The organism is Pseudomonas sp. SMV7 (assembly GCF_052041995.1).
Taxonomy (GTDB): domain Bacteria; phylum Pseudomonadota; class Gammaproteobacteria; order Pseudomonadales; family Pseudomonadaceae; genus Aquipseudomonas.
In genome coordinates this window covers 1-25,080 of sequence record NZ_JBKGGT010000033.1, presented here as the reverse complement: position 1 = coordinate 25,080, position 25,080 = coordinate 1, and the positions used below count along the sequence as shown (strand labels likewise).

At 64.4% G+C, this 25,080-nt stretch carries 23 protein-coding genes, 5 tRNA genes and 1 pseudogene; 6 read left to right on the top strand and 23 right to left on the bottom strand.

Features of this window, described 5'->3' with window-relative positions; all coding sequences use genetic code 11:
- The 3 genes from plsX to ACLEJP_RS24980 all read right to left on the bottom strand — a co-directional run.
- Positions 1–984, bottom strand: a 984-nt coding sequence (plsX, locus tag ACLEJP_RS24990) for a phosphate acyltransferase PlsX (RefSeq protein ID WP_440810747.1), incomplete at its 3' end; no start/stop codon positions are given.
- 3 nt (positions 985–987) lie between these two features.
- Positions 988–1,170 (bottom strand): 50S ribosomal protein L32, encoded by a 183-nt coding sequence (gene rpmF, locus ACLEJP_RS24985; RefSeq protein ID WP_010223221.1) that lies wholly within the window; start codon positions 1,168–1,170, stop codon positions 988–990.
- Positions 1,171–1,183: 13 nt separating this feature from the next.
- Positions 1,184–1,711 carry a YceD family protein gene (locus ACLEJP_RS24980; protein WP_012313431.1) on the bottom strand — a complete coding sequence of 176 codons (528 nt, stop codon included), beginning with the start codon at positions 1,709–1,711 and terminating at the stop codon, positions 1,184–1,186.
- Positions 1,712–1,808: 97 nt separating this feature from the next.
- On the opposite strand from ACLEJP_RS24980, the gene ACLEJP_RS24975 reads away from it, so the two are divergent.
- Positions 1,809–2,387, top strand: coding sequence for a Maf family protein (locus ACLEJP_RS24975; RefSeq protein ID WP_440810744.1), 579 nt, complete (start codon positions 1,809–1,811; stop codon positions 2,385–2,387).
- A 36-nt stretch (positions 2,388–2,423) separates the two neighbouring features.
- Here the strand turns inward: ACLEJP_RS24975 and ACLEJP_RS24970 are convergent, their stop codons facing one another.
- The 3 genes from ACLEJP_RS24970 to rluC are packed head-to-tail and all read right to left on the bottom strand — an operon-like array spanning position 2,424 to position 5,054.
- The gene (locus ACLEJP_RS24970; RefSeq protein ID WP_225776870.1) at positions 2,424–3,413 is read right to left on the bottom strand and encodes a S49 family peptidase; all 990 of its coding nucleotides are present in this window, start codon (positions 3,411–3,413) and stop codon (positions 2,424–2,426) included.
- 6 nt (positions 3,414–3,419) lie between these two features.
- Positions 3,420–4,094: an HAD family hydrolase gene (locus ACLEJP_RS24965; protein ID WP_440810742.1), complete on the bottom strand. Its 675-nt coding sequence runs from the start codon at positions 4,092–4,094 to the stop codon at positions 3,420–3,422.
- Positions 4,095–4,097: 3 nt separating this feature from the next.
- Positions 4,098–5,054, bottom strand: coding sequence for a 23S rRNA pseudouridine(955/2504/2580) synthase RluC (gene rluC, locus ACLEJP_RS24960; protein ID WP_063911715.1), 957 nt, complete (start codon positions 5,052–5,054; stop codon positions 4,098–4,100).
- A 796-nt stretch (positions 5,055–5,850) separates the two neighbouring features.
- Between rluC and rne the strand changes: the two genes are divergently transcribed.
- Entirely contained in the window at positions 5,851–9,117 is a 3,267-nt protein-coding gene (gene rne, locus ACLEJP_RS24955; protein ID WP_440810739.1) for a ribonuclease E, read from the top strand.
- A 186-nt stretch (positions 9,118–9,303) separates the two neighbouring features.
- Here the strand turns inward: rne and murB are convergent, their stop codons facing one another.
- The 8 genes from murB to ACLEJP_RS24915 form a co-directional block, all read right to left on the bottom strand.
- Positions 9,304–10,323, bottom strand: a complete 1,020-nt coding sequence (gene murB / locus ACLEJP_RS24950; RefSeq protein ID WP_440810737.1) for a UDP-N-acetylmuramate dehydrogenase — start codon at positions 10,321–10,323, stop codon at positions 9,304–9,306.
- Positions 10,320–10,784 (bottom strand): low molecular weight protein-tyrosine-phosphatase, encoded by a 465-nt coding sequence (locus ACLEJP_RS24945; protein WP_440810735.1) that lies wholly within the window; start codon positions 10,782–10,784, stop codon positions 10,320–10,322. Before ACLEJP_RS24945 ends, murB begins: the two co-directional genes overlap by 4 nt.
- The gene (gene kdsB, locus ACLEJP_RS24940; RefSeq protein ID WP_440810733.1) at positions 10,784–11,548 is read right to left on the bottom strand and encodes a 3-deoxy-manno-octulosonate cytidylyltransferase; all 765 of its coding nucleotides are present in this window, start codon (positions 11,546–11,548) and stop codon (positions 10,784–10,786) included. Before kdsB ends, ACLEJP_RS24945 begins: the two co-directional genes overlap by 1 nt.
- A complete protein-coding gene (locus tag ACLEJP_RS24935) occupies positions 11,545–11,730 on the bottom strand; it encodes a Trm112 family protein (RefSeq protein WP_003247142.1) in 186 nt (61 codons plus the stop codon). Before ACLEJP_RS24935 ends, kdsB begins: the two co-directional genes overlap by 4 nt.
- Before the next feature lie 44 nt (positions 11,731–11,774).
- Complete coding sequence (gene lpxK, locus ACLEJP_RS24930) at positions 11,775–12,776, bottom strand: tetraacyldisaccharide 4'-kinase (protein ID WP_440810731.1); 1,002 nt, start codon at positions 12,774–12,776, stop codon at positions 11,775–11,777.
- Entirely contained in the window at positions 12,776–13,210 is a 435-nt protein-coding gene (locus ACLEJP_RS24925) for an ExbD/TolR family protein (protein WP_225776863.1), read from the bottom strand. The genes lpxK and ACLEJP_RS24925 overlap by 1 nt, the downstream gene beginning before the upstream one ends.
- Positions 13,207–13,842 (bottom strand): MotA/TolQ/ExbB proton channel family protein, encoded by a 636-nt coding sequence (locus tag ACLEJP_RS24920; RefSeq protein ID WP_170028901.1) that lies wholly within the window; start codon positions 13,840–13,842, stop codon positions 13,207–13,209. Before ACLEJP_RS24920 ends, ACLEJP_RS24925 begins: the two co-directional genes overlap by 4 nt.
- A 185-nt stretch (positions 13,843–14,027) precedes the next feature.
- Positions 14,028–16,241, bottom strand: coding sequence for a DNA internalization-related competence protein ComEC/Rec2 (locus ACLEJP_RS24915; protein WP_440810729.1), 2,214 nt, complete (start codon positions 16,239–16,241; stop codon positions 14,028–14,030).
- Positions 16,242–16,383: 142 nt separating this feature from the next.
- Here ACLEJP_RS24915 and ACLEJP_RS24910 point away from each other — a divergent pair, with 142 nt between their 5' ends.
- Positions 16,384–17,010, top strand: a complete 627-nt coding sequence (locus ACLEJP_RS24910) for a DUF2062 domain-containing protein (RefSeq protein ID WP_440810727.1) — start codon at positions 16,384–16,386, stop codon at positions 17,008–17,010.
- Here ACLEJP_RS24910 and ACLEJP_RS24905 read toward each other — a convergent pair.
- The 3 genes from ACLEJP_RS24905 to ACLEJP_RS24895 form a co-directional block, all read right to left on the bottom strand.
- Positions 16,894–17,673, bottom strand: coding sequence for an ABC transporter permease (locus tag ACLEJP_RS24905; protein ID WP_225776860.1), 780 nt, complete (start codon positions 17,671–17,673; stop codon positions 16,894–16,896). The genes ACLEJP_RS24910 and ACLEJP_RS24905 overlap by 117 nt on opposite strands.
- Positions 17,670–18,602 carry an ABC transporter ATP-binding protein gene (locus tag ACLEJP_RS24900; RefSeq protein WP_225776859.1) on the bottom strand — a complete coding sequence of 311 codons (933 nt, stop codon included), beginning with the start codon at positions 18,600–18,602 and terminating at the stop codon, positions 17,670–17,672. The genes ACLEJP_RS24905 and ACLEJP_RS24900 overlap by 4 nt, the downstream gene beginning before the upstream one ends.
- Positions 18,603–18,747: 145 nt before the next feature.
- Positions 18,748–19,371: a glutathione S-transferase gene (locus tag ACLEJP_RS24895; RefSeq protein ID WP_440810724.1), complete on the bottom strand. Its 624-nt coding sequence runs from the start codon at positions 19,369–19,371 to the stop codon at positions 18,748–18,750.
- Positions 19,372–19,573: 202 nt separating this feature from the next.
- Between ACLEJP_RS24895 and ACLEJP_RS24890 the strand changes: the two genes are divergently transcribed.
- Both ACLEJP_RS24890 and ACLEJP_RS24885 read left to right on the top strand, forming a co-directional pair.
- On the top strand, positions 19,574–22,021 hold the full coding sequence (locus ACLEJP_RS24890; protein WP_440810722.1) for an acyl-CoA dehydrogenase: 2,448 nt from the start codon (positions 19,574–19,576) through the stop codon (positions 22,019–22,021).
- Positions 22,022–22,110: 89 nt separating this feature from the next.
- Complete coding sequence (locus tag ACLEJP_RS24885; RefSeq protein WP_225776856.1) at positions 22,111–22,524, top strand: PA2817 family protein; 414 nt, start codon at positions 22,111–22,113, stop codon at positions 22,522–22,524.
- Between the two features lie 103 nt (positions 22,525–22,627).
- Here the strand turns inward: ACLEJP_RS24885 and ACLEJP_RS24880 are convergent.
- The 5 genes from ACLEJP_RS24880 to ACLEJP_RS24860 all read right to left on the bottom strand — a co-directional run bounded on the left by ACLEJP_RS24880 (position 22,628) and on the right by ACLEJP_RS24860 (position 23,192).
- A tRNA-Gly gene (locus ACLEJP_RS24880) sits at positions 22,628–22,703 on the bottom strand.
- Between the two features lie 86 nt (positions 22,704–22,789).
- Positions 22,790–22,865 (bottom strand) — tRNA-Gly (locus ACLEJP_RS24875).
- Between the two features lie 3 nt (positions 22,866–22,868).
- A tRNA-Glu gene (locus ACLEJP_RS24870) sits at positions 22,869–22,944 on the bottom strand.
- 92 nt (positions 22,945–23,036) lie between these two features.
- Positions 23,037–23,112: transfer RNA gene (locus tag ACLEJP_RS24865), tRNA-Gly, on the bottom strand.
- Between the two features lie 4 nt (positions 23,113–23,116).
- Positions 23,117–23,192 (bottom strand) — tRNA-Glu (locus tag ACLEJP_RS24860).
- Positions 23,193–23,477: 285 nt separating this feature from the next.
- Between ACLEJP_RS24860 and ACLEJP_RS24855 the strand changes: the two genes are divergently transcribed.
- Positions 23,478–24,245 carry a hypothetical protein gene (locus tag ACLEJP_RS24855; protein WP_440810719.1) on the top strand — a complete coding sequence of 256 codons (768 nt, stop codon included), beginning with the start codon at positions 23,478–23,480 and terminating at the stop codon, positions 24,243–24,245.
- A 347-nt stretch (positions 24,246–24,592) separates the two neighbouring features.
- Here ACLEJP_RS24855 and ACLEJP_RS24850 read toward each other — a convergent pair.
- Positions 24,593–25,080, bottom strand: a pseudogene (locus tag ACLEJP_RS24850) (hypothetical protein); the annotation flags it as partial.

Sequence of the window (25,080 nt, the reverse complement as noted above, 5' to 3'; positions counted from 1 at the left end):
GTGCAAGCGCTGCGGCAGGTTTTCCTGGATCTCGATCAACGCCCGCTGGATGGCACTCTGGAAGCCCTGCACGCCCGCTGAACCATGGCTCTTGATGACGATGCCCTGCAACCCGAGGAAGCTCGCGCCATTGTGCCGCGCCGGCGCCAGATCGGCCTGCAGGCGCTTGAGCAGCGGCATCGCCATGGCGCCAGCGGCGCGCGACAACAGGCCACCCTTGAACAACTGCTCGATGCGTGCACCGATCATGGTTGCCAAGCCTTCGCTGGACTTGAGCAGGATGTTGCCAACGAACCCGTCGCAGACCACCACATCGGCCTCGCCGCGATACAACCCATCGCCTTCGACGAAGCCTACGTAGTTGAGCCCGCGAGCGTTCTGCAGCAGGCTGGCCGCCAACTTGACCTGCTGGTTGCCCTTGATGTCTTCGGTACCGATGTTCAGTAGCGCCACACGCGGCCTGTGCACACCCAACGCCTGCGCGGCCACCGAGCCCATCACGGCGAACTGATAGAGGTTTTCGGCGCTGCAGTCGACGTTGGCCCCCAGGTCGAGCAGTTGGCAATAGCCAGACTGGGTCGGGATCGCCGCCACCATGGCAGGCCGATCGATCCCCGGCAGGGTCTTGAGCACAAACCGCGACAGTGCCATCAGCGCGCCAGTGTTGCCAGCACTGACGCAAGCCTGGGCCTTGCCGTCGCGCACCAGTTCGAGAGCAATGCGCATCGACGAATCGGGCTTGCCGCGCAACGCCTGGGAGGGCCGCTCGTCCATGCCGACCACCTCGCTGGCGGCCACGATCTGCAGGCGCGCGCGATCCGCAGCCGCAAGGCCGCTGACAAGATCTTCAAGGAGGGAGGGTTGACCGACGAGGGTCAGGTGCAACGAGGGAGTAGCCGAAAGGCAGGCAATGCTAGCCTGGACAATGCTGCGGGGACCGAAGTCCCCGCCCATTGCGTCGATCGCGATGATCTGAGCGGACAAGGATTACTCGTCAGCGCCCTTGTCGATCACTTTGCGACCACGGTATACGCCTTCTGGCGAAACGTGGTGGCGCAGGTGTACTTCACCGGTGGTTTTCTCTACCGACAGCGCGTTTTCCGACAGGGCGTCGTGCGAACGGCGCATGTCACGGGCAGAGCGGGATTTTTTGTTCTGCTGAACAGCCATAATTGATTAACTCCTAAACGTTTGGGTCACGCTTTAACTGCGCCAAAACACTGAACGGGTTGGACCGCGATACCTCGTCCTTGCTCGATTCGGGCTCGTCTGCGCCCGCCGGCTGCTGGCATTCTTCCGGATGGTGAGCAGGCACGATCGGCAAGGCGAGCAGAAGCTCTTCCTCGATCAATGCCTGCAGATCCAATGGATCTTCGCCCAGTTCCAGCACGTCATAGCCTTTCGGCAACGACTGGGTATTCGCACCCTCCTTCACCACGGCGTATGTGCATTCGCTGTGGATCGGCAGGGTGACCAGCTCAAGACAACGCTGGCAAACCATCTTGACCTCGACGTCCAGCTCGCTGTGGATAACCACCACGTGCTGTTCATCTCGTTCAAAATCGAACTTCGCCTGCACCGTACCGACATTGTCGGAAAGCGGGTCGCAGAGTCTTTCCAAATCAGCGAGTTGCAGCGAACCGTTGAGGGTTACGCCACGATCAGCCAATTTGCGCGGGTCAACGTGAGGTGGAATCGGGTCATTCAACATAGGCGCAGCATTCTAGGGATGCCCCCCGCCCCTGTCAAAGGAAATTCGGCGGCATCGTGCGTGATAGAATTTGGTTCAACCGATTCAGGAGTCTACCATGCTTCCCCTGCTACTGGCTTCCAGCTCTGCCTACCGCCGCGAACTGCTCGCACGCCTGCGCCTGCCTTTCACCTGGGCAAGCCCTGACATAGACGAACAGCGCCTGGATGGCGAACCGGCGGCAGCGCTGGTGCGCCGCCTGGCCAGGCAAAAGGCAGAGGCGCTGGCGGGCAGCCACCCCGCGCACCTGATCATTGGTTCGGACCAGGTTGCGGTGCTGGGCGAACAGGTACTGGGCAAGCCGCATACCTTCGAGCGCGCCTGCGAGCAACTGCTGGAGTGCAGCGGGCAACAAGTGAGCTTTCTGACCGGGCTGGCATTGCTGAACAGCGCCACGGGAGCATGCCAGGTGGACTGCGTGCCGTTTACCGTGACCTTGCGTGAACTGAGCCGCGAGCAGGTGGAGCGCTATGTGGCGGCAGAACAGCCGCTGGATTGCGCTGGCAGCTTCAAGGCGGAGGGGCTGGGAGTGAGCCTGTTCCAGAGCACGCACGGGTGTGATGCGACCAGCCTGATCGGGCTGCCGTTGATTCGGCTGGTGGATATGCTGACCAAGGAAGGCGTGGTCATCCCTTGAGGCTTTGGGGCCGCGTTGCGGCCCCGGCAATCTCGTTCAGCGCAACTGCGGCCCCTGGAACCCCATCCACATCGCCAGGTGCTCGGCCACGCTGGCTCCTACGCGCTTGGAGAAACGGTCGAGCGGCGATTCCTGCACGGTGAAATCTACCAGCTCTTTCTCGCCGACGATCTCGCGCGCCACGTAGCTGGCACTGCCGAGCCCATCGACCAACCCCAGCTCCTTGGCCTGTTCACCCGACCAGACCAGGCCGCTGAACAGCTCCGGATGCTCCTTGTCCTTCAGGCGCTCGCCACGCCCCTGCTTGACCATGGCGATGAATTGCTTGTGGGTAGTATCCAGCACCCCCTGCCAGAACCGGGTCTCCTCGGGTTTTTCCGGCGAGAACGGGTCGAGGAAGGCCTTGTGCTCGCCCGAGGTATAGGCACGTCGCTCGACACCCAGCTTCTCCATGGTACCGACAAAACCGTAGCCTGCCGCCGTCACCCCGATGGAACCCACCAGGCTGGCCTTGTCGGCGTAGATCTCGTCCGCCGCACTGGCGATGTAGTAGGCACCGGAAGCCCCCAGGTCTGCAATGACCGCGTACAGCTTGATGGCCGGGTACTCGGCACGCAGACGGCGGATTTCGTCATACACGTAGCCCGCCTGCACCGGGCTGCCACCCGGGCTGTTGATGCGCATCACCACGGCCTTGGTCTTGCTGTCCTTGAACGCCTCGCGAAGGCTTTTGACGATATTGTCGGCGCTGGCGGGTTCCTGATCGGCAATCATCCCGCGCACCTCGACCAGCGCGGTGTGGCTGACACTGCGCGACGCGGCCTTGTCCATGTCCATCAGCGGCGTGAACAACGCGAGGATGCCGAACAGGTAGACGAAGGTCAGCAGCTTGAAGAAGATCCCCCAGCGACGCGACCGGCGATGTTCCTGAACGTTCGCCAGCAGGGTCTTTTCCAGCAACTGCCAGCTTTTGCGCGCTTCGCGCTCCTCGGGTTCGGCCTCAGGGGCTTTCCATTCGTCTGCCATGCTTACCTACCTTGGAAAAGGGATTGCGGAACCGCCCAGCCACTCGCGCAGCTGGGAAAAGTGATCGAGGCACACCTGCGGCCCGAACTCGGCCAGCGCCTGCAGCGACATGGCACCATAGCCCACGGCTGCCGAATGCATGCCGGCATTGCTGGCCATCTGCAGGTCGAACGCCGAGTCGCCAACCATCAGCGCGCGCCCCGGTTCGACAGCGCAATGGCCGAGAATCTCCTCGAGCATGCGCGGGTGCGGCTTGCCACGGGTCTCGTCGGCAGCGCGGGTGATGTCGAAGAACTGCTCCAGCCCATTGGCCTTGAGCACCCGGTCCAGCCCGCGACGTGCCTTGCCGGTGGCCACCGCCAGGCGGTAACCCTCGGCACGGAAGGCATCCAGCGACTCCACCACGCCATCGAACAGCGGCGAGGGCTGCTGGTCCAGGGCCATGTAGATGTCGGCATAGTGCCGACGGAAGCTTTCGACTTGCGCAGGCGCCAGGTGCGGGTACAGGGTGTGGATCGCCTCGCCCAGGGCCAGGCCGATGATGCCCTTGACCGCCTCATCGCTGCTTTGCGCCTCGCCGGCACGCTCGGCGGCGGCGTTCATGGACTCGACGATGCGCCCGATGGAATCGGCCAGCGTGCCATCCCAGTCGAAGATCAGTAGCTCATAGCCCTTTTTCATAGGTCAGGATGCACTCAGACGCTCGACGGTTTTGGCCCACACCTCGTCCACCGGCGCCTCGAGCTTCAGCTCGCCACCGTCCGGCAGCGGCACGGTCAGCGCATAGGCATGCAGGAACAGGCGCTTGCCACCCAGCTCGCGAATTTCGCGACTGAAGTCTTCGTCGCCGTACTTGCTGTCGCCGGCGATCATGTGCCCGGCATGCAGGGTGTGCACGCGAATCTGGTGGGTACGGCCGGTGATCGGGCGCGCCTCGACGATGGTGGCGAACTCGCCAAAGCGGCGCAGCACGCGGAACAGGGTCAACGCCTCCTTGCCCTCGTCGTTCACTTCGACCATGCGCTCGCCGGAGCGCAGGTTGCTCTTGAGCAACGGCGCGCTGACCTGCTTCTTCGACGTTGGCCAGTGGCCGCGCACCAGCGCCATGTAGCGCTTGTCGACACCATCGCCGCGCAATGCGGCATGCAGGTGGCGCAGCATGCTGCGCTTCTTGGCGATCATCAGCAGGCCGGAGGTGTCGCGGTCCAGGCGATGCACCAGTTCCAGCTCCTTGGCATCCGGGCGCAGCTGGCGCAGTGCTTCGATCACGCCAAAGCTCAGGCCGCTGCCACCGTGCACGGCGATGCCGGCCGGCTTGTTCATCACGATCAGCGCCTTGTCTTCATAGACGATGGCGGCTTCCAGACGCTGCAGCAGCCCTTGGGCCACCGGCGCCGGCTCGTCACGCTCGGGCAGGCGGACGGGCGGTACCCGCACGATGTCGCCAGCCTGGATCTTGTACTCCGGCTTGACCCGCCCCTTGTTGACCCGCACTTCACCCTTGCGCAGGATGCGATAGACCAGCGTCTTGGGCACGCCCTTGAGGGCCGTGATGAGGAAATTGTCGATGCGTTGGCCGGCAAGTTCCGGCGCGACTTCGATCAGCTGAACGCCGGAAGTCGGAGGGGTATTGGTCGTCATTGCGGGATCATAACAATTTTTTATGGAATTGAAGCACTTAATCATTGCTGCTATAGTCGCGAACGCCGCCAAAAGCGGCAGGCCAGTGGCACCAGGCTCCGAGCCGGTCCCTGACCAACGCAATTCTCCAGGACGCGAGGCCGTCCTACGGGGTTTTCGCCAGTTTACCGAATTGCCTGGAATCGCCACCAGCGCCGTGTAGAGAAGACCGAAAAAAAACGACAAGTGCGGTGTTTCACCTGCTTACCCGATTCTTTTCGCTGCACCTCTGCCCGCCCGTCGCTTCCACGCAACGCCCGGCGAATGCTTCGGAAATACCTGCCTTGGACATGAATGGCGCCAGCGCAGAACCTGCGCTGGCGAAAAATGCAACCCGTTGCGGATTCAGCGCGCGGCAGCACCCGAATTATCAGGGATACGTGCAGGGTGGAGATGCACAGCCCTCGGACCGTGTAGCACCGCGTCCGGCCACCAGCCCACTGACGGCTGGCGAGCGGATAAGGTCCTGAACAGATGCCTCCGGGCGTCCACGGCTGACGGTTGATTCCTCCTCCTGACTGAGTGCACAAGGCCCGCTTGGTTGATTCGGATTCCAATTCGAAGCCACCGGGGCCTTGTTGGCACCGCAGCAAACAGGACGCGTCGTCGCGACAACGGCAGGCTGGGCAACCGGCTGGTGCCGAACGTTGCTCGACACGGGGGTGGCCCGGCCACCCTTTGCGCACCTTGGCACCGACCATGAGACGTCGTGTGTGCCGAACGCCGTTTCCGGCAGCCCGGAAACCGACGGTACAACATGAAAAGAATGCTGATTAACGCAACTCAACCCGAAGAGTTGCGTGTAGCCCTGGTGGACGGCCAACGTCTCTACGACCTGGACATCGAGTCCGGCGCGCGTGAGCAGAAAAAGGCCAACATCTACAAAGGCAAGATCACCCGCATCGAACCCAGCCTCGAAGCCGCCTTCGTCGACTTCGGCTCCGAACGTCACGGCTTCCTGCCGCTGAAAGAAATCTCCCGCGAATACTTCAAGAAGGCCCCCGAAGGGCGGGTCAATATCAAGGAAGTGCTGAGCGAAGGCCAGGAAGTCATCGTCCAGGTCGAGAAGGAAGAGCGCGGCAACAAAGGCGCCGCCCTCACCACCTTCATCAGCCTGGCCGGCCGCTACCTGGTGCTGATGCCCAACAACCCGCGCGCCGGCGGCATCTCCCGCCGCATCGAAGGCGAGGAACGCAACGAACTGCGCGAAGCCCTGAACGGCCTGACCGTACCGGGCGACATGGGCCTGATCGTGCGCACCGCCGGCCTTGGCCGCAGCAGCGAAGAAATGCAGTGGGACCTCGATTACCTGCTGCAGCTGTGGACCGCCATCAAGGAAGCGTCCCAGGACCGCGCCGCGCCGTTCCTGATCTACCAGGAAAGCAACGTCATCATCCGCGCCATCCGCGACTACCTGCGCCAGGACATCGGCGAAGTGCTGATCGACAGCATCGACGCCCAGGAAGAAGCGCTGACCTTCATCCGCCAGGTGATGCCGCAGTACGCCAGCAAGGTCAAGCTGTACGAAGACAGCGTGCCGCTGTTCAACCGCTTCCAGATCGAAAGCCAGATCGAGACCGCCTTCCAGCGCGTGGTCGACCTGCCATCCGGCGGTTCGATCGTGATCGACCCCACCGAAGCCCTGGTGTCCATCGACATCAACTCGGCGCGTGCGACCAAAGGCAGCGACATCGAAGAAACCGCCCTGCAGACCAACCTGGAAGCGGCCGAGGAAATCGCCCGCCAGCTGCGCCTGCGTGACATCGGTGGCCTGATCGTCATCGACTTCATCGACATGACCCCGGCGAAGAACCAGCGTGCCGTGGAAGAACGCGTCCGCGAATGCCTGGAAGCCGACCGCGCCCGCGTCCAGGTTGGCCGCATCTCGCGCTTCGGCCTGCTGGAAATGTCCCGCCAGCGCCTGCGTCCGTCGCTGGGCGAAAGCAGCGGCATCGTCTGCCCGCGCTGCTCCGGTACCGGCATCATCCGCGACGTCGAGTCGCTGTCGCTGGCCATCCTGCGCCTGATCGAAGAAGAAGCCCTGAAGGACCGCACCGCCGAAGTGCGTGCCCAGGTACCGATCCCGGTAGCCGCCTTCCTGCTCAACGAGAAGCGCAACTCGATCACCAAGATCGAACTGCGCACCCGCGCACGCATCATCATCCTGCCGAACGACCACCTGGAAACCCCGCACTTCGAAGTCCAGCGCCTGCGCGACGACAACCCGGAAGTGCTGAGCAACCAGTCCAGCTACGAAATCGCCGCAGCCGAAGCCGAAGAAGCGCCGCAGCCAACCGCGACCCGCACCCTGGTGCGCCAGGAAGCCGCGGTGAAGACCGCCCCGGCACGCGCCAATGCGCCGATTCCCACCGCCGTTGAAGAGCCGCAGGCAGCCGCACCGGCCACCCCGGCGCCGAGCGCGCCGGAGCCGAGCCTGTTCAAGGGCCTGGTGAAATCGCTGGTCAGCCTGTTCGCCGGCAAGGAAGCGCCTGCCGCCGCACCGGTCGCACCAGCCGCCGAGAAACCGGCTACCGAGCGCAGCTCGCGCAACGAAGAACGCCGCAACGGCCGCCAGCAGAGCCGCAACCGCAACGGCCGCCGCGACGAGGAACGCAAGCCACGCGAAGAGCGTGCCGAGCGTGCACCCCGTGAAGAGCGCCAGCCGCGCGAGGAACGTGCACCGCGCGAAGAGCGTGCGCCACGTGAAGAACGCGCCCCACGCGAAGAGCGTGCACCGCGTGAAGAACGCGCCCCACGCCAGCCACGCGAAGACCGCCGTGGCAACCGTGGCGAAGAGCGCGTACGTGAACTGCGTGAGCCGCTGGACGCCACCCCGGTCGAGCGCGAGGAGCGCCAGCCGCGTGAGGAACGTGTAGCCCGCGAAGAGCGTGCACCGCGTGAGGAACGCGCACCACGTGAAGAGCGTGCTCCGCGTGAAGAGCGCGCCCCTCGCGAAGAGCGTGCCCCACGTGAAGAACGCCCCCCTCGCGAAGAGCGTGCTCCGCGTGAAGAGCGCGCTCCACGTGAAGACCGTGCTCCACGTGAAGAGCGTGCACCACGCGAAGAACGCGCCCCACGCCCGCCACGCGAAGAGCGCCAGCCACGCACAGCCGAAGAAGCGGCCGTGCAGGCTGCCGAGCTGGCCGAAGAGCAACTGCCGAACGAGGAGCTGCTGCAGGACGACCAGGAAGGCACCGATGGCGAGCGCCCACGCCGCCGCTCCCGTGGCCAGCGTCGTCGCAGCAACCGTCGTGAGCGTCAGCGCAACGTCAATGGCGAGCTGATCGAAGGCAGCGAAGAAGAAGGCCACGAAGAGCAGCCACAAGCGCATCAGGCCACCGAGCTGGGTGCCGAGCTGGCCGCCGGCCTGGCCGTGACTGCCGCTGTTGCCAGCAGCAACATCAGCGCCGAAGCCGAAGCCCAGGCCAACCAGCAGGCTGAGCAGGCTACCGCTGAAGTCGCCACCGCAGAAACCGACAACAGCGAAGCTGCCCAGCCTGCAGAGCAGGCCGAAGCAGCCGCCAAGGCGGACGAAGTTGCAGTGGCACCTGTGGTCGAGCAACCGTTCAGCGAGCCTGTGGCCGCAGTCGAGGCAAGCGCCAAGCCAGTGGTCGAGGTCACTCCGCAACCAGTGGTTGAAACCGCGCCTGCTGCCGAGCCTGTGGTTACCGAAGCAGCGGTCGAAGCGCCTGCCGTCGAGGCCGGTGAAATCGAACAGGCTCCGGCCGTGGTCGAAGCCGCCCCGGTTGCCGAGCAGCCTGTGCCGGTTGTCGAAGCCCAGCCAGCAGTAACAGGCGCAGAGCCAGCCCCGGTGGTCGTCGAGCCTGCACCGGTCGCAGCCCCTGTCGCGGCAGAGCCTGCCACTGTCATGCTGGCCAACGGCCGCGCACCGAACGACCCACGTGAAGTGCGTCGCCGCAAGCGTGAGGCCGAGGCAGCTGCCAGAGCCGCACAGGAAGCTGCTGCAAAGGCCGAGGAACCAGCCCTGGAATCCACCGATGAGCAAAAGCCTCATCACGGTTGATAGCCAAGGCTGAATGAAAAAGCCCCGCCAGTGCGAACTGGCGGGGCTTTTTCTTGGCTGAGCGTTTTTCCTGTACCGGCCTCTTCGCAGGCAAAACCGCTCCCACAGGGGCCCCACTGCCCTCAGGCCCTGTGAGGTCCCTGTGGGAGCGGCTTTAGCCGCGAAAGGGCCAGCCCAGGCACTGAATCAGTAGAGGTTTGGCTCCATCTCCAGCTCGACACCGAAGCGCTCCAGGATATCGGCCTGGATCCGCCGCGCCAGCGCATGCATCTGCGCCCCGCTCGCCTGGCCATGGTTGACCAGCACCAGCGACTGCAGGCGATGCACCCCGGCATCGCCCTCGCGATAGCCCTTCCAGCCGGCCTGCTCGATCAGCCAGCCGGCTGCCAGCTTGACCTGCCCGTCGGCCTGGGGATAAGCCACTACACCCGGGTACTGCGCCCGAATACGCTCGACCTGCGCCGCCGCTACCACCGGGTTCTTGAAGAAACTCCCGGCATTGCCCAGCTCTGCCGGGTCTGGCAGTTTCTCGCGGCGAATGCCGCAGATCGCCTCGCTGATTGCCTGCGCGGTCGGCTCGGTCACGCCCTGCTCGGCCAGGCGCTGACGCACCGGGCCGTAGTCCAGGCGGGCGTGCAAGGTGCGGCTCAAGGCAAAACGCACACGCAGGATCAACCAGCGCCCAGGGTTGCGCTTGAACAGGCTGTCGCGATACCCGAACGCACATTCCGCCAGACCGAAGTCACGCAGCGCGCCGGTCTCGCGGTCCAGGGCGGTCAGGCCGACAAACACATCCTTGATTTCCACGCCGTAGGCGCCAACGTTCTGCATCGGCGCGGCGCCAACCGTGCCAGGGATCAGGCTGAGGTTCTCCAGCCCGCAATAGCCCTGCGCCAAGGTCCATTGCACGAACGGGTGCCAGGGCTCACCAGCCTCGGCCTCGACCACGATGCGTTCGCCATCGTCACTGAGCACGCGCCGGCCACGACTGGCCATGTGCAATACCCAGGCGTCGATATCCCTGGTCAGCAACAGATTGCTGCCACCACCAATCACCAGCACCGGCAAGCCGTGCTGCTGCGCCTGGCTCAAGGCCTGGCGCACTTCCTGGTCGTCATGGGCCGGGCTGAAATAACGCGCCTTCACGTCGATGCCAAAGGTGTTGTAAGGCTTGAGCGATACCTGCTCCTGCCACTGCAGTGTCATAGCCGCCCCTTGATTTCCAGCACCAGCGCCTGGCACGCCGCCTCGACCAGGTCGAGCACCTGCTCGAAGCCGTCGGCGTCGCCATAATACGGGTCAGGCACTTCATCCAGCGCAGCGCCATAGCGGCGCAGGAACAGGTCAAGCTCGCCTGTTGCGGTGTGCGGGCGCAGGGCGCGCAGATGGCTGAGGTTGCTCTCGTCCATGGCCAGGATCAGGTCATACTCGGCAAAATGCGCCGCCTTGACCTGCTGGGCGCGCTGCTGCGACAGGTCATACCCACGCGCGAGCGCCGCCTTGCAAGTACGGCTGTCGGGTGCCTTGCCGACATGCCACTCAGCCGTGCCGGCGGAAGCCACCTGCACCTTGTCGGCAAGCCCGGCAGCCTGCAATTGATGGCGCAGCACGGCTTCGGCCGTGGGCGAACGGCAGATGTTGCCGAGGCAGACGAACAGAACGCGCATCAGGCCTCCAGCAAGCGCCGTACGCGCTCCAGGTCTTGCGGGGTATCCACGCCCACGGCAGGCGCCTCGATGGCGTCCTCGACATGAATGCGCACGCCGTGCCACAGGGCCCGCAGCTGCTCCAGCGATTCAGCCTGCTCGAGCCAGCACGGCCCCCAGCTGACGAAGTCCTGCAGGAAACCGACACGGTAGGCGTACATGCCGATGTGACGGCGGTAAGGCACGCTCCCCGGCAGCTGGTCACGATCGCTGGCGAACGCATCACGCGCCCAGGGCAGCGGTGCGCGGCTGAAGGTCAGGGCCAGGCCATGCTTGTCACTGACCACCTTGACCGCATTGGGGTTGAACACGGTTTCCGGCTCATGGATCGGCTCGGCCAGGGTAGCGATGCCAGCCTGCGGGTGCGCGGCCAGGTTGGCTGCCACCTGATCGATGATTACCGGTGGGATCAGCGGCTCGTCGCCCTGCACGTTGACCACGATGGCATCGGCCGGCAGGCCCAGGCGCGCGGCCACCTCGGCTAGGCGGTCGGTACCCGATTCGTGGTCGGCACGGGTCAGCAGCACCTCGGCGCCAAAGGCCTGGCAGGCCTCGACGATGCTGGCATCGTCAGTGGCAATGACCACACGGCCGGCGCTGCTCTTGCGCGCCTGTTCCCACACATGCTGGACCATCGGCTTGCCGGCGATCGGCAGCAACGGCTTGCCCGGCAGGCGCGTGGAGCGCAGGCGGGCAGGAATCACCACGGTGAAGTTCAGGCTCATTTGTCCAGACGCTCGTCGTCGGTCAGGGTGCGTGCCTCGCTTTCCAGCATGACCGGAATGCCGTCGCGGATCGGGTAGGCCAGGCCGGCACCCTTGCTGATCAGCTCGGTCTTGTCGGCACTGAGCTTGAGCGGGCCCTTGGTGATCGGGCAGGCCAGGATATCGAGCAGTTTGGTGTCCATTGGAGGTTTCCTTTAGGCCAGGTGGCCGAAAATTGAAAACGGGCTCAGGGCTTGCGCAGCAAGCATTGCAACTGATTGTCGAACCAGGTGCTGAAAGCCGCCGTAGGCTGTGCCTCGACGGCCAGGTACCACCAGTCGTCGGCGGCGAAGGCCCGGCATTTCACCGCGTCCTTCTCGGTCATGACCAGTGGCAACGGCGGGGCGAAGGCGAGGCTTTCGGCACTGAACCGCGCATGGTCGGCAAAGGGATGCGGCACCGGCTGCCAGTTTAGCCCCAGCAGGGTATTGAAGAAACGTTGCGGGTTGCCGATACCGGCTACCGCATGCAGGCGCTGGCCTGCGGGGAACTGGTCGAGCCCGCGGCGTTCGCCAGTGCGCAAGTTGACCAGGGCGGACGGTTGCAGGCAGAAGCCAAAGCCATCGGCGCGGTCTTCGCTGCTACCGTTGAACAGCACCGCATCAGCGTCACGCAGGCGCTCGGCCGGCTCGCGCAACGGCCCCGCCGGCAGGCAGCGGCCGTTGCCCAGGCCACGGGCGGCGTCGATCAACACCAGTTCGAGGTCGCGGGCCAGTCGATAGTGCTGCATGCCGTCGTCACACAGGATCAGGTCGAGGGGCTCGCTGGCCAGCAAGGCCTGTACCGCCCGGGAGCGGTCGGGGTCGATCACCAGCGGCACGCCGCTGCGCTGCACGATCAGCAGCGGTTCGTCGCCGGCCTGCTCGGCGGGCTGGTCGGCCTGTACGCGCCATGGCAGCTGCGGCGGCTTGGCGCCATAGCCACGGCTGACCACGCCGACCTTGAGCCCCTGCCGGCGGCAGTGCTCGATCAGCCAGAGGATCATCGGTGTCTTGCCAGTGCCGCCCACGGTGATATTGCCGACCACGATGACTGGCACCGGGGCGCGGTAGCTGGCGCTTTTGCCACGCACGAAACGCGCCCGCTTGCGGGTGACCACGCAGCGGTACAGCGCCTCCAGCGGGCGCAGCAGCGCCAGGGCCGGGTGCCCGGCGTACCAGGCCGCGAGCAAGCGGTCGGTGAAGGCCATCAGGGCGTGCCCGGGGCCGCCTCGACCGTGGTCATGCGCAACTGGCTGAAGCCGAGCTTGCCGGCGGCATCCATCGCGGTGACTACAGCCTGGTGCGGGGTCTTGCCATCGGCGCTGATGGCCAGCGGCAGCTTGTTGTCGCCGCCTGATTCACGCTCGATCGCTTCGCTCAGGGTGGCCAGGTCGCTCTTGGGCAACAGATGGTTGTTGACCGAGTACACGCCGTCGGCGCTGATGGTGATTTCCACCAGCTTGCCCTGCTCGGCCGGCGTCGGCTCGGCGCTGGTCGCTTCGGGCAGCTCGACGCGCAGCTGGGTCTCGCGGGTGAAGGTAGTGGTAACCACGAAGAACAGCAGCAGCACGAACACCACGTCGATCAGCGACGCCAGGTTGATGTCGACGTTCTCCCGCTGGCGATTGCGCCGGAACTTCACGCCTTGCCTCCGGCCACTTCCACTTCACGGTCGCCCTGCAGCACTTCCACCAGCTTGATCGCTTCCTGCTCCATGCCCACCACCAGCTCATCGATGCGGCGCAGCAGGAAGCGATGGAAGAACACCGCCGGGATACCGACCATCAGGCCGGCCGCGGTGGTGACCAGGGCCTTGGAGATACCGCCCGCCAGCACTGCCGCGTTGGCGGTCATCTGCGAACCGATAAAGGCGCTGAAGATGTCGATCATGCCCAGCACGGTGCCCAGCAGGCCCAGCAGCGGGGCCATGGCGGCAATGGTGCCGAGGGTGCTGATGTAGCGCTCCAGTTCGTGGATGACGCGCGAGGCGGCTTCCTCGATGCATTCCTTCATGATTTCGCGGCCATGGCGCGAGTTGGCCAGGCCGGCGGCAAGGATTTCGCCCAATGGCGAATCGGCGCGCAGGGCCTTGAGCTTGTCACTGGTCAGTTGCTTGTCCTTGATCCACATCCAGACCTGGCCCAGCAGGTGCGGCGGGGTGACACGACTGGCGCGCAGGGTCCACAGGCGCTCGACGACGATAGCCATGGCGGCGATGGAGCTCAGAATGATCGGCAGCATCATCCAACCACCGGACTTGACCAATTCCCACACAGTAAACGCCCCCTCGGAAAAAGGCCGCCACTCTACCATAGGCGCGCCGGGGGCTCATCTGCCGGAGGTCAGGGAATTGGCGCTGGGGCCAGAGGGGGATGCCTTGGTTCGGCATCAGGGCGGACAGGTGCTCGCCATCACAGGCGCTGAAAATCTAAAGGCAAGCCCCTGCAAGCCACTGCACCCTACCGTGCCGAATCCCGCCAAAACCGTCGCTGTTCCCGCACGCTTTCAACCGCCCCCTGACGCCCCAACACCAACCGCAACGCCCCCTCCACCGCCGTGTCATGCACCGCCACCCCATGCCGCCGATAACGCTCGACCACCTGCGCATGCGGGTGCCCAAAGCTGTTGTTACGCCCTCGCGAAACCAGTACCCCGCGCGGCGCCGTGGCCCGGATGAAAGCCTCGCTGGAGGAACTCCGACTGCCATGGTGCGGCGCCTGCAGCCAATCGATACGGGGTGTGTCGGTGGCGGCCAACCAGGCCTGCTCGGCAGCGGCTTCCATGTCACCCGCCAGCAGCAGGCGCTCGCCCTGCGCCTCAACCAGCAACACGCAGGATCGGTCGTTGCTGCTCTGCCCGTCAGCCCAGCGCCACAGCGAAAAACGCACGCCATCCCACGTCCATTGCTCGCCGCTGCTACAAGGCTGCAACGGGACACCTTCAAGCGCTTCGCCACCGACCGTTCGCCGCACCGGCAAGCCACGTTGTATCGCCGCTACGCCGCCGGCATGGTCGGCGTGGGCGTGACTGATCAACACCAGGTCAAGGCTACCCACCCCGAGCTTGCGCAGAGTAGGCAACACCACCCGTTCGCCCAGGTCGGTTTCGCCCCTGGCCGGACCGGCGTCGTACAGCAGGTTGTGGTGCCGGGTGCGCAACAGCACCGCCAGGCCCTGGCCGACATCCAGTTGCCAGATTTCGACCTGCCCGAACGGCACTGTCGCCCTCGGCACCCACAGTGCCAGCAGCATGACCCCACCCAGGCCACGCAGCGGCACACCTCGGGGCAACAGCAACAGCCAAGTGCCCAGGCACACCAGCAGCCAGGCCCACAGTGGTGGAACTGGCGGCTGCCACGCGGGGCGCTGCTGCGCCGCCAGCGCCAGCAGCCGGAACAGCCCGTCCAGCAAGCCGCCCGCCAGCCACAACAATGCCTCCCCTACCCCTCCCAGCGGCAGCAGCAACGTCCCCAGCAACGCCAGCGGCAGCACCGCCAGGCTGACCCACGGCACTGCCACAAGGTTGGCCAACGGCGCACTCAGGCTCACTGGCAAGCCGGTAGCCAGCAGCACCGGGAGCAAACCAATGGCAATCACCCATTGGGCGCGCGTCCAGGCCTGCCAGGGTCGCCAGCCACCCAGCCGCGCGCTGAAGCAGTAAACCAGCGTGGCCACGGCCGCGAACGACAGCCAGAAACCGGGCAACAGCGCGGCCAACGGTTCCACCAGCAACACGGCCACCAGCGCCAGCAGCAACGGCAAGGTCGCGCCAAGGTGACGAAAGCGCAAACGCCAGAGCAGCACCACGGCCAGCATCAGGCAGGCCCGCTGCACCGGTACGCCGGCACCGGCCAGCCAGCCGTAGGCCAGCGCCGAGGCCATGGCCAGGCCACACGCCCAAGGCAGCCAGGGCAGCCGGGTCGGCCACAGCCCGCAGCGCGCCAGCCCGGCGACAAGGCCATACAGCAAGCCGGCGACCAGCCCGATGTGCTGGCCGGAAATCACCAGCAGGTGCACCGTGCCGGTGGCCTGCAGCGTCTGCCAGTCCTGCCGGGGCAGGCCGGAGCCGTCGCCGAGCACCAGGGCTACCAGCGCTGCCTGGCGGCCATGAGCGTCAACCGCCAGCAGGCGTTGGCGCAGGGTGTCACGCCAGCCATCGACAACCGGTGCCAGCCGTTGCCCGGCCTTGACCGTACCGCTGGCCCCGACCCGCCGCGCCAGCAACCGGGCCTCCAGGTCCGGCCCATGCGGGTTGAGCAGGCCGGTCGGGCGCTGCAAGGTCACCGCCAGCCGCCATTGCTCGCCCGCGCGCAGCGCTGGCCCATCGAACCAGCTCAACTGCAGGCGCTGTGGCAGCTCGGCCCGCCGCGAGCGGCCCCCCTGCAGCTCGAAGCGCACCCCTTGCGCCGTGCGCGTCGGCAGGCCGACCACGCGGCCCTCCAGCCACAAGGTGCGGCCATCCAGCCCGGTTGCCAGGCGATCATCCAGGGCCGTCTGGGCGGAGCCACAGGCCCAGCACAGGCCCAGCAGGAAACAGCCCAGCGGCCACAGACGGGTCAACAGGCAAAGGCCACCGCCAAGCGCGAGCAGCACCAGCCACCCGACCGACGGCAACACGGGTAAGAAGCCCAGGCACAACAGCCCGAGCGCGAGCGCAAACATCCCTGTGCGCATGAGGTAGAGCTCCAGAAGCGAAATCACCTTCTGAGGCATAGCCCAATTGCCGGCAGCGCTTGCTCAACAATTGTCACAAACTCTAAACGAGGCTGAACGGGAATCAGGGCATACTGCCCGGATCAACGCTCCGGGAGCCTACATGCCGCGCCGACTGTTCAAACGCTACATGCCGGATCCGACCAGCATTCGGGAACACAAGTCCTTACGCTTTTTCGGCAAGCTGCTGCACGACCCGAACCTCTGGCACCTGAACCGGCACTCGGTGGCGCGGGCCATGGGGGTGGGCCTGTTCGCGGCACTTATTCCCATCCCCATGCAGATGCTGCTGGCAGCCGCGCTGGCGATTCCGGTACGTGGCAACCTGCCGATCGCTGTGAGCCTGGTCTGGCTGACCAACCCCCTGACCATGCCACCGGTGTTCTTCGTCACCTACATGACCGGCGCCTGGCTGATGCAGGTCCCGCCACGCACCCTGCCCGACGAGCTGACCTTCGCCTGGATCACCGACCAGCTGGCCACGCTGTGGCAGCCATTCCTGCTGGGTTCGGTGGTGTGCGGGGTGGTGCTCGGCATCGCCGCCTACTTCACCACCCTGCTGTACTGGCGCTGGTGGATTGGCCGGCAGTGGCGCCGGCGCAAGCTGAGGGGTTCAGGCGCGCATGCCGCGGCCGCTGACCAGCAGGCGAACGCACAGCAGGTAGAGCAGCGCAGTGGCGACCAGCATGAAGCTAATCGCCGTGCCAATGCTGATGTCCGACACCCCTAGGATGCCGTAGCGGAACGAGTTGACCATGTGCAGCACCGGGTTGGCCAGCGACACGGTCTGCCAGAACGGCGGCAGCAGGTTGATCGAATAGAACACCCCGCCCAGGTAGGTCAGCGGCGTCAGCACGAAGGTGGGGATGATCGAGATGTCGTCGAAGTTGCGTGCGAACACCGCGTTGACGAAGCCCAGCAGCGAGAAGATGGTCGCGGTCAGCAGCACCACGACCACGGTCACGCCAAGGTGGTGCACCTGCAGGTGGGTGAAGAACAACGACAGGAAGGTCACGATAACGCCTACCGCCAGGCCCCGCAGCACACCGCCCAGCACGTAGCCGACAAGGATGGTGTGCGGTGATACCGGCGATACCATCAGTTCTTCGATCGACCGCTGGAACTTGCTGCCGAAGAAACTCGACACCACGTTGCCGTAGGAGTTGGTGATCACCGACATCATGATCAGCCCCGGCACGATGTACTCCATGTAGCTGAAGCCACCCATGTCGCCAATCTGCCGGCCGATCAGGTTACCGAAAATGACGAAGTACAGGACCATGGTGATCGCTGGCGGCAGCAGGGTCTGCGGCCAGATGCGCAGGAAGCGCCGCACTTCGCGGTAGACGATGGTATTCAGGGCGACCCAGTTGGTGCGCAGCTCGACACTCATACCGCCACCTTCGACAGGTTTTTTTCCACCAGGGACACGAACAGCTCCTCGAGTCGGTTGGTCTTGTTACGCAGGCTCTGGACCTCGATGTTCTGCAGCGCCAGCTGGCCGAACAAGGCGGTGATGCCAATGTCCTTGTCCACTTGCACTTCCAGGGTGTGCGGGGTCAGCAGCCGGCACGGGTAACCCTGCAGCGCCGGCGCCGCGGCCAGGTCGTGCTTGAGGTCAAGGACGAAGGTTTCGACATGCAGCTTGCCCAGCAACTGGCGCATGCTGGTGTTCTCGACGATGGTGCCGTGGTCGATGATGCCGATGTTGCGGCACAGCTGTTCAGCCTCTTCCAGGTAGTGGGTGGTGAGGATGATGGTGATGCCTTTCTGGTTCAGCTCGGTGAGGAAGCTCCACATCGAGCGGCGCAGTTCGATGTCCACGCCGGCGGTGGGCTCGTCGAGAATCAGCAGGCGCGGCTCGTGAATCAGCGCGCGGGCGATCATCAGCCGACGTTTCATGCCGCCGGACAGCGAACGCGACTGCACGTCGCGCTTGTCCCACAGGCCGAGCTGGGTCAGGTACTGTTCGGCGCGCTCCTTGGCCAGCTTGGGCGGGATGCCGTAGTAGCCGGCCTGGGTCACGACGATGTCGAAGGTCTTCTCGAATTGGTTGAAATTGAATTCTTGCGGCACCACGCCCAGGCAGCGCTTGAGCGCAGCCGGTTCGCGGTCGAGGTCGTGGCCGAACACGTTGACCGTACCACTGGTCTTGTTCACCAAGGTCGAGAGGATACCGATGGTAGTGGACTTGCCGGCGCCGTTGGGGCCGAGCAAGGCGAAGAAGTCGCCTTCGGCGACATCCAGGTCGATGCCCTTGAGGGCCTGGAAGCCGTTGCCGTAGGTCTTGGTCAGCTGTCGGATCGACAGGGCGGAACTCATAGCGGGTCACTTACCAGAAAAAAAGGTGCAGGACACGCCAGGCAAAGTCACTGGCGCAGTGAGTGCGGCCAATGGTGCTTGGCCCGGCCGCACAAGTACAGTCACATGTATTGATAATGACTATCGAAGCATGCGTGGTGTTCGATCAGGTCAGCGCTGTCATCACCGCCGCCTGGTAGGCCGGGCGTGCCTTGAGGCGCTCGTACCAGGCCTGCAGGTGATGCATGGCCGGGCGCTCGATGGGCATCTCGAACCAGGCGTAGATGAAGCTGCCCAGCGGAATGTCGCCCATGCCGATGCGCTCGCCGGACAGGTACGGCTGTTTGGCCAGGGTCTCGTCGGCGATGGCCAGCAATGCGGCGCATTGCTTGTGCGCAGCGTTGATTGCCACCCAGTCACGCTGGTCTTCCGGGGTGCGCAGCAGGCCCCAGAACAACGGGCGGAACGGGCCGGCGAAGGACGAGGTGGTCCAGTCCATCCACTTGTCGGCCAGGGCGCGCTGGCGTGGGTCCTGGAGATACCAGCCCTGCTCCGCGCCGTATTCGGCGCACAGGTAGCGGACGATGGTATTGGATTCCCAAAGGGTCAGGTCACCGTCTTCGAGCATTGGCACCAGGCCGTTGGGGTTACGGGCCCGGTAATGCGGCTCATTGACCACGCCGAAAGCGCCACCGGCGTCGATGGATTCGAACGCCAGGCCCAGCTCGTGGGCAATCCACAGCGCCTTGCGCACATTGCTCGAATTCTTGCGGCCCCAGATCTTCAGCATGGCAACGTCCTTATGAAATGCGGAGGTGGCACAGTCTACTCCAGACTTTCGTCACCTGTACCGGCCCAATCGCCGGCACAGGACCAGGCGCACTGAAACTCCCGGTGTCCCACCCTTGTCACTGTTCTGACCCTGTCGTCCACAGCGTTGCGTCTAAGCTGAGCGGGACGGCTCAAGCCCCTGGTTCCAAGGAGGACCGATTATGTTGCTGTTGTGGTTGGTGGTACTGGTGGTCGGCGCGGCATACCTTACGCACCGGCGCCTGGCGCCCTTGCAGATTCTTGGCATCATGGCCGCCTACGTGCTGCTGATGGGCATTTTCAGCAGTGCCCCCGGCTGGCTGCTGGCCCTGTTGTGGATCGTGCTGGCGCTGAAAATTGCCCTGGTGGCGCTGCCGCAATGGCGCCGCAAGGTCCTCACCGGCCCGGTGTTCGGCTGGTTCCAGCGCACCTTGCCGCCAATGTCGCAGACCGAGCGTGAAGCGATCGACGCCGGCACCGTGTGGTGGGACGGCGAGCTGTTCAGCGGCCGCCCCGACTGGCGCACCCTGCTTGCCTACCCGGCACCGCAGCTGAGCGAAGAAGAACAGGCCTTCATCGACGGCCCGACGGAACAACTGTGTGCCATGGTCAGCGACTGGCAAATTGGCCAGGACATGGACCTGCCGCCCGAAGCCTGGGCGCATATCAAGCAGCATGGGTTCTTCGCCCTGATCATCCCCAAGGAATATGGCGGCAAAGGTTTCTCGGCCTACGCCCACTCCCAGGTGGCGATGAAACTGGCGACCCGCAGCGGCGACCTGGCGTCCACGGTGATGGTGCCCAACTCCCTCGGCCCTGCCGAACTGCTGCTGCACTACGGGACCGACGAGCAACGCAACCACTACCTGCCGCGCCTGGCCCGCGGCGAGGAAATTCCCTGCTTCGCCCTGACCGGCCCGCTGGCCGGCTCCGACGCCGGCGCCATGCCCGACAGCGGCGTGGTCTGCAAGGGTCAATGGCAGGGTGAAGAGGTACTCGGCCTGCGCCTGAACTGGGAAAAGCGCTACATCACCTTGGGCCCGGTGGCTACCCTGCTGGGCCTTGCTTTCAAGGCCTACGATCCGGACCATCTGCTGGGTGAACAGGAAGAACTGGGCATCAGCCTGGCGCTGATCCCGACCGACACCCCCGGCGTGGACATTGGCAAGCGCCACCTGCCACTGGGCGCCGCGTTCATGAACGGCCCCAACAGCGGCAAGGATGTGTTCGTGCCGCTGAGCTTCCTGATCGGTGGCCAGGCCATGCTCGGCAAGGGCTGGATGATGCTGATGAACTGCCTGTCGGTCGGCCGCTCCATCTCCCTGCCCGCGGTGGGCACCGGCGCGGCCAAGTACACCAGCCTGGTCACCGGCCAGTACGCCAACATCCGCGAGCAGTTCAATGTGCCGCTGGCGGCCTTCGAGGGTATCCAGGAATCGCTGGCGCGCATCGGTGGCAACGCCTGGCTGATGGACAGCGCGCGCCTGCTGACCGCCAAGGCGGTCGACCTGGGCGAGAAGCCCTCGGTGCTGTCGGCGATCCTCAAGTATCACCTGACCGAGCGCGGTCGCGAATGCATCCAGCACGCCATGGACGTGCACGGCGGCAAGGGCATCATCATGGGCCCCAACAACTACCTGGGGCGCAATTGGCAAGGTGCGCCGATCTTCATCACGGTAGAGGGTGCCAACATCCTTTCGCGCAACCTGATGATCTTTGGCCAGGGTGCCATCCGCTGCCACCCGTTCGTGCTCAGGGAAATGGCCCTGGCCGGGCGTGAGGACCGCGACCAGGCATTGCAGGAATTCGACGACCTGCTGATGCAACACATCATGTTCGCTGCCGGCAATGCGGCCAGCACGCTGGTGCTCAACCTCGGGCTGGGGCGCCTGGAAAGCGTGCCGGGGGACGCCCTGAGCCAAGGCTACTTCCGCGCCTTGAACCGCCAGGCCGCAGCGTTTGCGCTGCTGGCAGACTTGTCGATGATGCTGCTGGGTGGCGCACTCAAGCGCCGCGAGCGTCTGAGCGCACGGCTGGGGGATGTGCTGAGCTACCTGTACCTGTCCAGCGCCGCGCTCAAGCGTTATCACGACCTGGGCTCGCCGGAGCACATGCAGCCGCTGCTGCGCTGGGCCATGGAAGAAAGCCTGGGGCAGGCGGAAAAGGCCCTGGACCGCCTGCTCGACAACTTCCCCAACCGTTTTGTCGGCTGTGCGCTGCGGGTACTGGTGTTCCCCTTCGGCCGTCGCCATACCGGGCCGAGCGACGAGCTGGATGCCGAGGTTGCCGCGCTGATCGGCCGCCACAAAGGCGACCCGGCACTGGAGGAATTGCTTGCCGGCTGCTTCAGGCCAGAGGGCGCCGGCGACCCGGTGGCGGCGCTGCAACGCGCCAGCGACTTGCTGGACGAGGCCGCCCCGCTGTACAAGGCGCTGCATCAGGCGATCAAGGACGGCAAGGTGCAACCTGTACCCGGCCAGTCGACCATCGATGCCGCCGTCGACAGCGGCATGCTGCAGCCCGGCGAAGGGCAACGCCTGCATGCAGCGGAACAGGCGCGCCGCGCAGTGATCGATGTCGATGCCTTCGACAAGGCGCAGCTGCTCGCGGAGCCGGGCAAGGTTCGCTGACCTTCACTAACCCTGGGGGCCGCTTTGCGGCTCCTTCCCCAACCCGCGTATACTCCGCGCCCGTTTCGACCACACCGAGGACCGCCACCATGGCCAACCCCCATCTGGAATACCACCTGCAACTGCTGAACCACCTGCGCACCATCCTGGTTGCCCTGGGTGAAGCGGATCAGGTACCGGAGGAAAGCCACGCCCTGTTCCTCGAACGCTTCGACGAACTGCTGGCCCTGCTGCCGCAAGACCCGCTGGAAAGCCAGTACCTGGGCCAGGACCTGATCTGCCAGGTGATCCAGCGTTACCCGCAGATCGCCCACCTGGTGCCCCGCGACCTGCTGTGGTTCTTTGCCGGCGACTGCCTGCACTTCATGCCTGACGAAGAACTGGAGCTGTACCAACAGCTGGAAGAACGCCGCTACGAAGCCGAGCAGGCCGGCGAGCCGTTTGACTGGAACCTGGAAAAGCAGTTGCTGGGCGCCCAGCAAGGCCCCGCCAGCACACACTGACCGCAACGCCAGGCTGCGATGAAACATGCGCGGCCTGTTTACCCGCAGCATTTTCGAGAGGCGAAAAAAAACGCCACCTCACAAGAGATGGCGTTTTCTGAATTGGAGCGGGAAACGAGACTCGAACTCGCGACCCCGACCTTGGCAAGGTCGTGCTCTACCAACTGAGCTATTCCCGCAATTTGAAACCGTACCGCTAATCGGCGTGAAGCGCCTTTACGACCTTTACCACCACTGCACCGTGCGAACGCCACAGTATTTAAACTGGAGCGGGAAACGAGACTCGAACTCGCGACCCCGACCTTGGCAAGGTCGTGCTCTACCAACTGAGCTATTCCCGCGTTTGGCGTCCCCTAGGGGACTCGAACCCCTGTTACCGCCGTGAAAGGGCGGTGTCCTAGGCCACTAGACGAAGGGGACACACAGCACTTTTCAGTGCACCAGAACATGAACCTCACGATTCAGCCTGGATTTTCTTTTCCTGCCCCGCCGTTAAGCGCTGCCGGAGAAACTGGAGCGGGAAACGAGACTCGAACTCGCGACCCCGACCTTGGCAAGGTCGTGCTCTACCAACTGAGCTATTCCCGCAATTTGGCGTCCCCTAGGGGACTCGAACCCCTGTTACCGCCGTGAAAGGGCGGTGTCCTAGGCCACTAGACGAAGGGGACACGCTGCTGGCATCGCTGCCTGCTTTCACTGCCTGCCGCGTTTCGCTGTGTGCTTTACGCTGCAAGTGGCGCGCATTCTATGGAGGCTTCGTAGAGGCGTCAACCCCTTTGTAGAAATTTATTTAAATCAACGACTTCCGGGTGCGGGGTGCAGATCCGCAGGCGGCGGCCGATATAAAGAAAGCCTGCCCGCGAAGTGCGCCGGCAGAGGACAAGGCGGCTGTTCGTCCCCAGGCGAACTCACTACACTCAAGGGTGTGATTCTTCTTCAACGAGGCAATAACGGTGACACCACTTTTGATCACCCTGCTCATCGTGGCGGGTATCGCGTTGCTGATCGTGATCGGCTACCTCAACAATGTCGTCGAGAACAACAAGCTCGAGCGCGCCCGGCTCAAAGTCGAGCTGGCCGACCGCCTGCGCCGTTGTGGCGAAATCACCGAAACCTTCCCCGGCCAGTTCATGACCCCGGCGCTGAAGCTGCTGCTGACCCGCCTGGAACTCAACCTCAACCAGCGCCAGCTGGGGCTGGACAAGCACAACGCCGGGTTGAGGGCGCGCATCGCCGAACTGGAGGGGCTGATTGCCCAGGGCAGCAGGATTCCGGTGAACAACCCGCCCAGCCCGATCCAGACCGAGGTCAAGGCCAAGGACGTGCGCTTTCTGCTGGAGGCACTGCACAGCCAGGTGACCCGCGCCGCCCAGGAGGGCTTCCTGCCCACCCCCGAGGCCAAGCACTGGGTCAGGGAGATTCGCCATATTCTGGTACTGCTGCATATCGAGTTCTTCAACAACCTGGGTCAGCAGGCGCTGCAGAACGGCCAGCCGGGCCAGGCGCGCCTGGCCTTCGAGCGCGGCGTGCAGTACCTGCGCAAGCAGCCGGAGCCGAAGGCCTATGAAGAGCAGCTGACCTACCTGGAGAAACTGCTGGCCCGGGCCAATGCCCAGGTACTGGAAAAGATGGAGCCGGCTGAGAACGAGCAGAACGAACTGACCCAGGGGCTCAAGACCGATGACGAAGAGACCTGGAAGAAGCGGGTGATCTACGATTGAGCGAAACCGGTCAGGAACCTGCACGAATACGGTGAGGATGCAACCGCATTCATGCAGGTTGACACATCTAGTCAGCGTGGACCGAGGGCCGGCAACCGGGTACCGAAAGGCGCCCTATCACTAGCTGGCGGAACAAACTGAAATCAACCACCATTCCTGTGTTTGGATAGCGTGCCGCCGTTCCGCTCCAGTACCGTTTGCACAGGCCGAGTGATTCAAGTCCATCCCAGCCGAAATAACGTACGTTAAAGAAAAAGTCGTGTCCAAACCTCAGCTCCTGCCCTTGCGTAAAGGTCCCCTCCGCCAGCAGCACAAACTGAACGACATTGCTGACGACTACCTCATAATCAGCCGTCTGGCCCAACGCGTCTTCCCACGGTTATGGTCGCACGACCAATACCAAAGGATTCGACCAAACCACTGTCCTGGTCAACTCGGGCAATTTCCGGCGCACTGGAGCGATACGTCAGCGGTGGCACACCCCCTTTACCCTGGCGGGTTGCATAAGAGCCGCTGGGCGCCTCGCCTGGTCGGAACAGCTCGGTACCGTTGTAATAGACAAACATCTCCCAATCAGTGCCGAGCTGCATCGTCGAAATGTCTATCCTCGACACCGGCCTTGGCGCGCCCACCCATAAGTTCAACGGTTCGGAAGTACTCACCCCGCCTTCCTCTGCCCGCTCGCCCCAATAAGACGCCACTACATCGTGACCATCATTGGCGACGACCAGTGCCTTGCTGATAGTCAGCTCAAACTGCTCGCGACCAATGTTGGAAGCAGTAATTCTGATCGAATCCTCCAGCGAAGCAACCTCATCCTTGCCCTTCCAACTGT